12 protein-coding genes are annotated in these 12274 nt (G+C 34.7%); 4 read left to right on the forward strand and 8 right to left on the reverse strand.

The features are described from left to right. Complete coding sequence (locus ESZ47_RS04595; protein ID WP_148605171.1) at positions 1 to 255, reverse strand: hypothetical protein; 255 nt, start codon at positions 253 to 255, stop codon at positions 1 to 3. 118 nt (positions 256 to 373) lie between these two features. Between ESZ47_RS04595 and ESZ47_RS04600 the strand changes: the two genes are divergently transcribed. Together ESZ47_RS04600 and ESZ47_RS04605 are read left to right on the forward strand one after the other, a co-directional pair. After that, positions 374 to 1363 carry a LacI family DNA-binding transcriptional regulator gene (locus ESZ47_RS04600; RefSeq protein ID WP_148605173.1) on the forward strand — a complete coding sequence of 330 codons (990 nt, stop codon included), beginning with the start codon at positions 374 to 376 and terminating at the stop codon, positions 1361 to 1363. A 28-nt stretch (positions 1364 to 1391) separates the two neighbouring features. Then, positions 1392 to 3479, forward strand: a complete 2088-nt coding sequence (locus tag ESZ47_RS04605; protein WP_148605175.1) for a cation:proton antiporter — start codon at positions 1392 to 1394, stop codon at positions 3477 to 3479. Between the two features lie 34 nt (positions 3480 to 3513). On the opposite strand, the gene ESZ47_RS04610 is transcribed toward ESZ47_RS04605, so the two are convergent. The 4 genes from ESZ47_RS04610 to ESZ47_RS04625 form a co-directional block, all read right to left on the reverse strand. Continuing rightward, a complete protein-coding gene (locus ESZ47_RS04610) occupies positions 3514 to 4107 on the reverse strand; it encodes a DUF1054 family protein (RefSeq protein ID WP_148605176.1) in 594 nt (197 codons plus the stop codon). Further along, on the reverse strand, positions 4091 to 4951 hold the full coding sequence (locus tag ESZ47_RS04615; RefSeq protein ID WP_148605178.1) for a YihY/virulence factor BrkB family protein: 861 nt from the start codon (positions 4949 to 4951) through the stop codon (positions 4091 to 4093). The genes ESZ47_RS04610 and ESZ47_RS04615 overlap by 17 nt, the downstream gene beginning before the upstream one ends. A gap of 64 nt (positions 4952 to 5015) precedes the next feature. Further along, on the reverse strand, positions 5016 to 5699 hold the full coding sequence (locus ESZ47_RS04620) for a VIT1/CCC1 transporter family protein (RefSeq protein ID WP_148605180.1): 684 nt from the start codon (positions 5697 to 5699) through the stop codon (positions 5016 to 5018). Positions 5700 to 5719: 20 nt separating this feature from the next. Further along, positions 5720 to 6397, reverse strand: coding sequence for a VIT1/CCC1 transporter family protein (locus tag ESZ47_RS04625; RefSeq protein WP_148605182.1), 678 nt, complete (start codon positions 6395 to 6397; stop codon positions 5720 to 5722). Positions 6398 to 6518: 121 nt separating this feature from the next. Here ESZ47_RS04625 and ESZ47_RS04630 point away from each other — a divergent pair, with 121 nt between their 5' ends. Next, entirely contained in the window at positions 6519 to 6923 is a 405-nt protein-coding gene (locus ESZ47_RS04630) for a Fur family transcriptional regulator (RefSeq protein WP_148605184.1), read from the forward strand. 49 nt (positions 6924 to 6972) lie between these two features. Here the strand turns inward: ESZ47_RS04630 and ESZ47_RS04635 are convergent, their stop codons facing one another. Next, complete coding sequence (locus ESZ47_RS04635) at positions 6973 to 7902, reverse strand: alpha/beta hydrolase (protein ID WP_148605186.1); 930 nt, start codon at positions 7900 to 7902, stop codon at positions 6973 to 6975. Positions 7903 to 8098: 196 nt separating this feature from the next. On the opposite strand from ESZ47_RS04635, the gene ESZ47_RS04640 reads away from it, so the two are divergent. Beyond that, complete coding sequence (locus ESZ47_RS04640) at positions 8099 to 9910, forward strand: M3 family oligoendopeptidase (RefSeq protein ID WP_148605188.1); 1812 nt, start codon at positions 8099 to 8101, stop codon at positions 9908 to 9910. Between the two features lie 46 nt (positions 9911 to 9956). Here ESZ47_RS04640 and ESZ47_RS04645 read toward each other — a convergent pair whose 3' ends face one another. Both ESZ47_RS04645 and ESZ47_RS04650 read right to left on the reverse strand, forming a co-directional pair. Next, entirely contained in the window at positions 9957 to 10694 is a 738-nt protein-coding gene (locus tag ESZ47_RS04645) for a DUF1003 domain-containing protein (RefSeq protein WP_148605190.1), read from the reverse strand. A gap of 86 nt (positions 10695 to 10780) precedes the next feature. Continuing rightward, complete coding sequence (locus tag ESZ47_RS04650; protein ID WP_148605191.1) at positions 10781 to 12187, reverse strand: NAD-dependent succinate-semialdehyde dehydrogenase; 1407 nt, start codon at positions 12185 to 12187, stop codon at positions 10781 to 10783. Positions 12188 to 12274 lie beyond the last annotated feature (87 nt).

A 12274-nucleotide genomic window follows, 5' to 3' on the forward strand; every position in this document is an offset into this window, starting at 1 on the left:
TCAATACTTGTTTAATTCAGTTACATGTTTCAACAACTCATCAAACCCTAAGTCCGATAAATTCGGTTGTGAACGATCAAAATTTTCACCTTCAATTTTGTTAAATTTTTCAACTAAAAAATAGGCTGATAAATAGGCTGCAAGTTGTTGCTTCGCCATACCTTCAAGATTTTTAGCATCAAAATCTATCTTAAAAGATTCAAGAAATTGTAATGCAAATTTTTCTGGATCAATACGTAGTTGCTCTTTTTCCATTTTTTATCCTTTATTTTTAATTACGTGTATCGTTTTCGGAAACCGGTTTACAAGATATATTGTAAACGCTTCCAAATATTTGTCAACCCCTTTTTCTTATTTATCGTATAATATTCACATGAGTAAAAAAGTAACTATCAACGTTATAGCTGAAACAGCAAGGGTTTCAAAGACAACTGTCTCCCGTTTTTTAAATGGGAAGTTTGATAATATGTCAGAAGAAACAAAAGAACGCATTGCCCAAACAATAGAAAATTTAGACTACCATCCTAGTCGCCAGGCCCAAGCATTAAAAGCTAAAAATTCTCTTTTAATTGGGGTTTCTGTCGCAGATATTTCTAATACGTATACCTCGCGTCTTTTAAAAGGTATCAGTGACTACTTTCAAAATACAATCTATCAAGTTTTAATTATGGATGGTGATAATTCTATTGCACGTGAATACAGTAATTTGGAAAAAATGGTTTCTGAAAAAATCGATGGTATTATCTTACAACCACTTGTCCATCAGCCTGAACACTACCAATTATTAATTGACGAAAAAATTCCTGTGGTGCAAGTAGATCGATACACAGAACCCTTTACATGGTCAGCTGTCGTATCAGATAATTTTCAAAAATCACTAGAAGTTGCGGAATTAATAATAGATAAAAAATATGAAGAAATTATTATATTAGCGAATCATATCAATGGCGTTTCCAGCCGTATGAATCGTTATAATGGTCTAAAGTCAGGCGTTGAAAATACCAATATTAGTATTAAGTTAATTGAAATCGATGACATTGAAAATTGGCAAAACTTGTTATTGTCAATGATTGACTCAAAGACAAAAAAAGCGCTGTATGCGCTAAATGGGCAAGTTTTATGGGAAATCATTAGGCTGTTAAAAAAGCACAATGTTTCTATTCCGGACGACGTTGGTGTCATAGGTTATGATGATGATATGTTTGCTGATATGATTTCGCCAGAAATCACTGCTGTATCTCAAAATCCACAAGAGATTGGTCGAATTGCCGCAGATAATTTAATGCAAATTATGGATAATCACACAACTGTACCTAAAACTACTCGGATACCATCAACCGTTCAAATCAGGGAATCACTCTAAGCATTAATTTATTTTTTAAGGAGGTCATATGACGTCACTATATACATTAGCTTTACTGTTAATTGGTGTTATCGGGACCAATCTAATCAAACAGTTTCTACCAAAAATTCCGGAAGCCTTTATTTTAATTATTGTTGGTATATTTTTATCAATAACACCAATATTTAGAAATTTTGAACTTGAACCTGAGTTTTTTATGCTGGTGATAATTGCTCCATTAATGTTCTTAGATGGGCAAAAACAATCATTTTCGAAAATAAAGAAACGTTTTTCAATCATATTTTTACTTTCAGTTGTTCTAGCTATTGCAACAGCTATTATTGTTGGCCTATTAGCTAATCGTGTCGAGGTTCAGTGGACCTTACCTCTAGCAGTTGCACTAGCTGCAATTGTAGTCCCAACAGACGCCGTAGCTGTAAAGTCGATGACAGCTTCTGTTGATATGCCAAATGGTGTCGGTGAAGCTCTTGAATTAGAATCACTATTTAATGATGCTACAGGATTAGTTCTATTAGATTTAGCATTGTCTGTACTTGAGCAGGGAAAATTTTCACTCATATTAGGTATTGAACATTTTTTATTTGTTGCAGTTGGCGGTGTAATCATTGGTATTATTACTGGTTTTATAATCGTTGGTATTCGCACAAATATTACTTTTAGAACTACAAGCCCTGAAACAACTATTATTCCTATTAGCCTCTTGACGCCTTTTATTGTCTATTTTTTTGCCGAATCATTCGGCACCTCGGGTATACTCGCTGTGGTTGCAACGGGTATTGTGCATAATTGGGAATCAAACAAACTTCGCCTCACATCAACACGTGTTCAACTCACTTCTAACACAATTTGGGAATCTATTTCTAATATTTTAAACAGCATTGTATTTATAATCCTAGGTATTTCTTTACCAATTGTTTGGCAAGAAATTAGTCATATGGGATTCATCGGATTTGCACAATTGATTGGTTTAAGTATTTTAATTTACGTTGCTATGTACGCTGTTCGATATTTCTGGGCCTTTCGTGAGGACAATCAGTCTGCCAATGCTTTCTTTGATAGCCACGATAATTTAAAACAACACAGATTTTTGTCTCACGTTTTTGCTATTAGTGGTGTCCACGGCACAATGACACTTGCTATGGCATTTTCACTACCTATAACAATTGCAAATCACGACTTCCCCTACCGTGCTGAACTTATTGTAGTTGCCACATTAATTATTTTGATTAGCATGTTGATGAGCGCTATTATTTTGCCTGTTATTTTACCGAAAAAAATTGAAAGTTATACAAAAAAAGATTTGGATACTATTCGCAATAAAATGGTCGATTATGCTTCACTAAAAGTTTCTGAAACTATTAATGATCATACTATACGCGAAACAATTACAATGCAACTTCAATCACAAAAAGGTTGGTTTGGTGATAATCGCTTAGATAAAGAAAACTCATCGCAACATTATAATGAATTACTAAGCAATACAAAAGATGTCATTATTAATTACATTCACAGCGATGTTGTTCAACAAAACTATAGTGCTGAAGTTATTGATACCTATGAAAAAATTATTAATCGACTCAAAATTAATAATATTTTCCAACGTAGCCCTTTACAGACCATTTTTCACTATATAAGGTCACAATATAAGCATGCCAAATGGCACATTCAGAATGGTCAAATAACTAAGAAACAACGTTTACAAGGAAGAAAAAAATGGGCTGAAGAACATCACGGAAAAATACAACAATGGCAAAATATTCACGATGGATTGTTACTACTAAATAATGAAGTAATTGATCAAGTGAACACCTATTTGGATGATCTTCTACGTGAAAGTTTGCAAAAAAACACAGCTGATCATCAGTATATAAGTTACGTGAGACAACGTTTTGATAGATATTTTAACTTAATCAAACGTGAATATAATAAAGAAACACCACAAATTGATAGTGACCTATATATTCAAGCATTTCAATATGAATATAATTATATCCAACAGGCTAGCACGGCAGGAGATATTCCAAATACACTTGCAGCAGTACTTTATAATGAAATAAACGAAGCTCAAACTTTAGAATTACAACAAATTAATCAAATTGAAGCAATAGATTCTTAAAAAAGGTAAACTCAATAATTGAGTCTACCTTTTTTTATTTTAACTTTTCATAAATCGGCAATAATTGCTTTAATGCATCAACTAACACATCAGTTAATTCAGAGCTACCAAAACGCTTATCACCACGTTTAATTTCTAGTCCAATTAATACTTCACTATGTTTTATCTTTTCATACCTTGCCACCGTTTCAGCATACTTTGATAAATCAATAGTGGTATTTACCATATGATCTTGACTTAAACAATATTCTTTAGGTAATTTATGTACTAATTCACTGACATCAAGCAATTTTGGCATAATTTCAGACGTGTGTACAGGCTTCATGTTTTCTTCAACAGCCAAATAAAGATAAACATTATCTTGCCAGATTCCTAGCTCAAAATGTGGCAACATTTTATACCCTCGTTTGTTTGGCGCAAAAGCTACCCATGTGTTATCCGGTGCATTGGTTGTTCTACGAAGATGTTTAGCAATATGTGCATACCAGTCTTGACCATTAGTATGCAATATTGGTATGGCAATTTCTGCAAACTTTTCAAATTTTGGATCTATGATGCTTTTTATCTTATCCATTCGTCCTTCTAACGTCTTATCTTCAAAGACTTCAAAATCACTGTCCTGAAACATCTTTTTTCCTCCAATTAATCACAGATAACCATTTTATAACCACATAACCAATAACGAGAATTGTGGCAATTAAGTTCAACCAAATTAGCATCGCAATCATCGAACTAACAGATTGGTAGAAGTCATACTTGCCTAAAGCAAACTGTGCATAAAATGTAAATCCTTTATTTAAAAGATTTAACATAACTAATTCCAGAAAACTGCCGACAACAACAAAACGCAAAGGTGCCCGTGCACCTTTTGCAGGTAAAAAGAAATTCATCATCGCCAAGGCCAACCACATACCTAACCAAATAAACCAACGTGTTTGATGTTGTAAAAAGCCAGTCCAATTTGAATAAGGTAAATGCTGCATCACAATTGTCAAAATATTTCCACCAATCATCAACAATGCAAATATGGTAATGATAAATAATAACCAAATAAAAGAAAAAGCTCGTGTAAATACACTATTGATATGCTCTTTAACGTCTGCAATCGCATTAAATGATTGACGAAAAACAGCGATTACTCGAGAAACAGACCAAAGTGTGAATAAAACAGTAAAAGACAGCAAGGAAGTACTTTTTGAGGACAAAACTGACTTCATGATGGGCACAACAATATTCTCAATATTATTTGGTAAGGTATTACGCATCATTGTCAGTAAATCATCCGTACTAATACTAGTAAAAGAAACAATTAAAGCCGCACCCATTAAAATAGGAAAAACCGTCAACAATGCATAATAAGCAAATGTTGGCCCCACATAGCCAATTTGTGATCGCGTAAAAAAAGTCATTAAAGTTGACATTTTTAACCGTGCATCTAAAGTTCGCCATTTGTTTATTATCTTCTTGTTCATAACATTATTATCTCAAACATAATATGTATTCAGCAACATTAATGACTTATATGGTAAATAAAAACTAAAAAGCTTTTCCAATGCCATAGTGGATAGCGATTGTTATTAGTCCTATAATGATATTACGAATAACGGCACGTTTGACTAATCCATTAGATAGTTTTGCACTAAGTAATCCTGTCAATGCTACTGCCACAACTGTTGCCCCTATTGTAGCAATAAATTGGTATTTCCCTGACACAATTAATAGCGTTAACAATGGAAAAGCACCACCTAATGCTGCACTAAATAATGATGACCATGCTGCCGACCAAGGACTCATGTAATGGCCCAAAGTAATATCGTATTTTATACTCAAAACCGTTTCTAGCGGTTTTTTAATTAATAGCTCATCAGCAATCTCATTGGCAGTTTGCTCAGAAACACCACGATCCATATAAAAGCTTTTTACACAATGATGCTGCCCCGCCATGTCAGTCTTCAATAAATGTTTTTCTGTCTCAACAGCAACTTTTTCACTATCAGATTGTGAACTAACTGAAGCATATTCACCTGAAGCCATTGACAAAGAACAGGCTACCAGGTCAGCTAATCCTGCAATAAAAATAGCAAATTGGTTAGTCGTTGCTGCTGCTACTGAGAATAAAACCCCAACAACTGTCAATATACCATCATTAGATCCTAACACACCTGCACGAATGGCATTTAGCCGTTCATCCATTGTTTCATGCTTTTTCACCTTTTCCATCACTCAATCCCCCTCAAAAGTTATCTAAATAAACTACCAACTAAGTAAGTTACAATCATGGTAAATATTCCAGCAAGCACATTCCGAACAACTGAATTCTTCTTATCAGCACCATTAACGTGCGCAGCGGCATAACCAGTGATTCCTAATGCAATGATTACGGCAATGAATGTCGCAATCTCACGAGTTTCTTGTGGCGCCAATGAAATAGCAACCATCGGTAAGATAGACCCAATTGGAAAACTAATCAAAGATGCTATTGCAGCATGTCCTGCGCTTAATTCTTGATTTAAAGAAAATCCATAGCGTTCACGAACTGATGTAATCAATGGATTTTTAGACATCATTTCTTGCGTAGCTTTTTTAGCTAATACGGAAGAGATACCCGTTTGTTCATATTTTTGTTGCACATAATCAAACTCACCTTGATAATCACTTTTAATCGCTTGTGTTTGAATTTGGCGCACTTTCTCCTGTGCATCATGCTGAGAATTAACTGAGACAAACTCACCCATAGCCATAGATACTGTTCCCGCTAACATTCCTGAAAATCCTGCTAACAAAATGGTTCCTGTATTACTCGTCGCACCAGCTACCCCCAAAATAATACCCGATACTGATAAAATCCCATCATTTGCACCCATTACAGCAGCACGAATAATGTTATTTCGTTGCATAAAACTTGCTTTTTCAGACATAATTACCCCCTTATTAGAACTATTCTAATATATATTCTAACGCAATCACCTAAATAAATCAAGTTATTTGGAACAGTTCTACATATCATGTTATAATTATACGTACATATGGAGGATTCTTATGACTGATCAAAAATTGCGTACAATATTGCAAGAACACGGTTTAAAAGCCACATATCAAAGAATGGCTGTTTTAGAATATCTCGTTACACACAAAACACATCCTACAGCTGAAATGATTCACGAAGATTTAAGTAATATTAGTTTGGCGACAGTTTATAATACACTGGATAAGCTAATTGAAACAGGATTAATCATTGCTATTGATATTCATGATGATGGTAAACGTCATTTTGATTATTATGGCGAACCTCATTATCATGTTATCAACCAACAAACAAGTGAAATTATCGATGCAGATAATTTTGATATGGCGCCACTTTTTGAAGCCGCTCGCAAGGCTAGTGGCTTGACCATTACTGGTTATCATATCGAAGTTTATGGTGTAAAATCTGAAAATCCATAGCACTGTACGAAAAAAATAAAAACGATTGCTCTATCATGAGTAATCGTTTTTATTTATCATAAATATCTAAGAATCTTTTTATCTTATCTCGGTATGCGCTTGGATAATCATGAAAACTTTGCACATGCTTTGATCCTTTAGTGATCCACAACTGTTTTGGCCCCTTAGAGGCTTTGTATAGAGGATAAACCATCCTTGTAGGCACAAAAGTATCACCACCGCCTTGAATAAATAATGCTGGCCTTGTATTTTTAGCGACTTGCTTTAACGGGCTCGCTTCCTCGTACGCGTAACCAGCACGAACTTTTGAAATACCAGATACAATATTAACAAGAGGAAACCAAGGTAAGCCGTACATATCACCAGCTTCATGCTTTATTTCATCTATAACACTTGTATAAGAGGAATCAGAAATAATAGCCTTAACTTGCCGAGGTAAATCCTCTTCCCCAGAGGTAGAAAGAACTGTTGCAGCACCCATACTCATACCATACATGACAATATCTGACTGTTGCCCATTTTTACTCAAAATTTGATTTAACCAACCAATATAATCTCTTCGATCTAACCAGCCATAACCAATTAAATTTCCTTGGGAATCACCATGGGCCCGATTATCTGGAATTAAAACATTATAGCCTAGTTCGTGGAACAATTCACCATATATAGCCATTGTGGTTTTATTATTGTGCCATCCGTGTGCTAAAATAGCTGTTTTATTGGTGGATATATCAGCTGGTACATACCAAGCTGTTAGTTTTAAATGGTCACTAGTTGTCTGCGTCCAATTTTGCTTATCACGCTTTAAAAAATCATGTTCATAATGATAAAGTGAATTACTTTTGGCCCGTAATTTATCAGGATGGTTAGCAGCAGAATCCCTTACTTCAGCAACGTGAAAAAAATACATTCCAGCTACGAATAATAGTATTAAAACTACCACCAAAATGCTAATAATCCATCTGTATAATCTCTTCATAAACGCTATTTTCCTCATAATCAGTCTTTAAAATTGTATGATAAATTAGTCTATAGAGCAACAGTAATCGCATCACATCTATATAATTATTCAAAAACGTTACCAATTATTTCGCTAAAGATATAAAGAAATTAATTATACTAAGATTTGAATAAGAATGGTATCATAAATTATAAAGAAAGCGAGGTATTTTAACGTGACATACTCACAAACATGGAATCTAGAAAGTATCTATCCTGGTGGCATAACTTCTCCACAGTTAAAAGAAAAGTACAAATTAATTGAAAACCAAATTCAAACTTTTACAAATGAGATAGCTGATTATAACTTGAAAGAGGACACAGATTTTGTAGCACTATCCCATCTTGCTGATTTAGCACAAACTATCGGTGCTGGTATTGGTACTGTAAGTATTTTTATTAATGGCTGGTCATCAGTTGATTACGGCAATAGTATTTACGGTCCTCATTTTAATAAATTAGGAAATCTCTGGGTTGCTTTTTCCTCTCCGTTAAATACTTTTCAAAAATTATTATCACAGTATGATGATGATACATTTTCACAAGCTATTAATACAGAACAACTTGAACCAATTGCATTTTATTTAACCGAATTACGAACAAATGCTAAGCGCTTATTAGACGATAAAACAGAAACTTTAATCAACAAGTTTGATCTCGATGGTCAGCAAGCTTGGTCACAACATTACGATACCATTTCTTCATCACTGTCAATGACTTATACAGATGAAAATGGTAAAAAATGTCAAATATCAGCTGGTCAAGCTTTAAATATGCTGGACGGAGAACCTGATAACAATGTTCGTGCCAATATCATGATAAATTATGAAAAAATGTGGAAAAACGCTGAAAATTTGACTAGTGATACTTTAAATCATTTAGCTGGGTTCCGTTTGACAAATCAAGAGGCTCACGGTCGTCAGTCTCACTTAGAACAACCATTAGAATTAAATCGTATGTCTCGTGAAACCTTAGACGCCATGTGGCAAGTTGTTGATGCTAATAAAAGTATGTTCAAGCCTTATTTTGAACGTAAAAAAGAGTTACTAGGCTTAAAATCAATTGGTTGGCAAGATCAGGTTGCCCCACTAACCAATATCGGCGACTACCAACCAACGAATGTTTCTTATGACGAAGCGGCCAAATTTATTATGGAACAATTTAATAAATTTTCACCAAAAATGGCTTCATTTGCAAAAATGGCTTTTGAAAATAACTGGATTGAATCAGAAAACCGCCCTGGTAAACAACCAGGTGGCTACATGGAATCTGTGCCTGATTTACATGAATCACGAATCTTCCTAACTTATACTGGATCAGTCAATGATGCTGCAACCATAGCCCATGAACTTGGTCATGCCTTCCATTCTGCTCAATTAACAGATTTACCTTTCTGGCGCGATGCTTATGCTATGAATGTTGCCGAAACAGCTTCAACATTTGCTGAACTTATTGTAAATGATGCGAATGTTCGTGAAGCCAAAACTGATGCCGAAAAAGTCGTTTTACTAGATGCAAAAATGACAAATCCGATTGCCATGTTTTTAAATATTCACGCACGTTTCTTGTTTGAAGATGCATTTTATACAGAACGTAAAGCAGGTATCGTCACGCCACAACGATTGAATAGCATAATGGATAACGCACAAAAAGAAGCTTTTGATGGCATACTAGATACTCGCCATCCTCACTTCTGGTCATCAAAATTACATTTCTTTATTGATTCTGTACCATTCTATAATTTTCCTTATACCTTCGGTTATTTATTTTCTGCAAGTATTTATGCACGCGCTCAACAAGATAATGATAATTTTGAGGACAAGTATATTGCTCTTCTAAGAGATACAGCAAATATGACTTCAGAAGACTTAGCCCAAAAGCACTTGAACGTTGATTTAACAAAGCCTAATTTTTGGCAAGCTGGTGCTGACTTAGTTAAGAAAGATATTGACGAATTCCTAGCTCTATCTGAACAATTTGTAAAATAAAGATATACAAAAAATATCCAAGTAAGCTTTTGTTTACTTGGATATTTTATTTTTCATTATTCTTTTGATGATTATTTAATTCATTTATTTGGCGTTGTAGTTCTCCTAACATTTTTGTTTGCATTTTCTGAACTTCAAACAAATCAGGATTATCTTTTTGAATAATACGATCAATTTTAGCGTGCAATACACGCATTTCTTCTTCTGTTTTCAAATTAACGTGAAAATCGTTATCTGCATGTAATCGATCATAATCCGATGAACGATTTTGACTCATTAAAATTAATGGTGCCTGTAATGCTGCAACCATACTTAGAAATAAGTTTAATAAGATAAACGGATACGGATCAAAATGTACATTGAATAAATGAATCGTATTAGTCGTAATCCACAGAATCATTGCACAAATAGAGACAATGATGAATCCCCAGCTTCCGCCAAAATGAGCTACATTATCCGCAATTTTTTGACCAAAAGTGTAGGACTCTTTTTGATGCTTATTGACGTTCACGACTTTAAAGTTCTTATCCGTTAATATATGAGTCAATTTATTGTTCACATGTTTGCTTGCTGTACGTTTTTCTAACAGCATTTTGTCAATTTTTTCTAGTCGATATTTTAATAAATGATCAAGACAAATAAAACTGTCTGCCGAACTATTTGGAAATTCATGACGAATCTTATTTTGGAGCTCAATATCTAATTCTTGCAATAAAACACCATCAATAATTTCTCTCTCTTCACCATCCACAAGGCAAATTAAATTTTTTCTGATTTCAACCATAAGTCACTTCTTTCAAGATAATCATGAAAAAACGATTAGTTCTCGTTACTTCATCGAGGGCTAACCGTTTAATTAATTATTTATTTTTAAACAAACCCACCAAAAGCATTATTTAAGTCAATTGGCTCTTTTTTAGTTACAATGAGCTGTTTATTCACAAAAGTTTCAATACCAAAACGGCCTAACTCACGACCATAACCTGAATTCTTAACACCACCGAATGGTAGCTCAGGCAGCGTACCACCAAAGCTATTGACAAATACTGCACCTGTTTCGATTTTAGATGCTACTTCTGTAGCATGATCTGCTGACCCACCGAATACAACTCCAGACAAACCATAGTGAGAATCATTTGCCAACGTAATAGCCTCTTCTTCGTCTTTGACCTTATAAATCTGACCAACTGGTCCAAAGAATTCTTGATAATAAGCTGGATTATCTTTCGTAATATTAGTTAGAATAACAGGCTCAAACAAAGCAGCTGGTTGGTTTTGAGTTACACTTCCAAATGCAAGCGTGGCACCAGCATCGACGGCTTCTTTCACTTGTTTTGTCAAATTTTTCTTAGCCTTAGTTGTACTTAACGGAGCCAATGTCGTGTCATCGAGCATTGGATCACCTAACTTTGCTGTAGAAAATGCATCTTTTAACATTTTGAGTACGGCATCATAATTTTTTTCAGTCACGATGAAACGTTTAGATGATGTACATACCTGCCCAGCATTGTATAAACGTGCACCACCAATAATTTTTTCAATTTCAGATAAATCAGCGTCATCTAAAATAATAAATGGATCACTACCACCGAGTTCGAGTGAACTCTGTTTCATATTCTTACCAGCTTCGGCAGCAATTAGCTGTCCAGCACGCTCTGATCCAGTTAACGCCACACCCTGTACGCGATCGTCAGCAATAATTTTATTAACTTGGTCGTAGTCGATAAATAAATTAGCAAACGTACCTGTCGGCACACCAGCTTTTTGTACAATTTTTTCAAATTCTGAAGCAGCCATTGGCGTATTACTTGCATGCTTCAACAGCATTGGGTTACCCGCCATATAGTTCGGTGCAAACACACGGATAATTTGATAATACGGGAAGTTCCATGGTTCAACCATCATCAAAACACCTGTGGGACGCGAAATAACCTGTGCGTCCCCCATTGATGATTTAATCGGCTCTGGCTTAAGAAAATCAGCGCCATGTTCAGCGTAATAACGAGCAATTGAAATACTCAAGGCTACTTCACCTTTTGCTTCAACTAACCGTTTTCCCATTTCAACGGTAAGAACTTTAGCTAAATGTTCAGCATCTTCCTCCATTAAGTCGGCAATTTTGTTGAGCATCTCTGCACGACTACTTACAGGATCGTTGCGCCATTTTTTGTATAATGCGTAACCTTCGGAGATAGCTTGTTCAACATAGTCATCATCATGATTCTCAAATGTTTGAATAACTTCGTCATTAAAGGGATTAATTGTTTGATAGCTCATTTTATTCGACCTTTCTTCAATTAAAAACTGCATTCTTGTTCTCAACACCCTAATTATAACACTATTATCATTTCACAAAGTATAATT

The organism is Leuconostoc litchii (assembly GCF_008107645.1).
Classification (GTDB): Bacteria; Bacillota; Bacilli; order Lactobacillales; family Lactobacillaceae; genus Leuconostoc; species Leuconostoc litchii.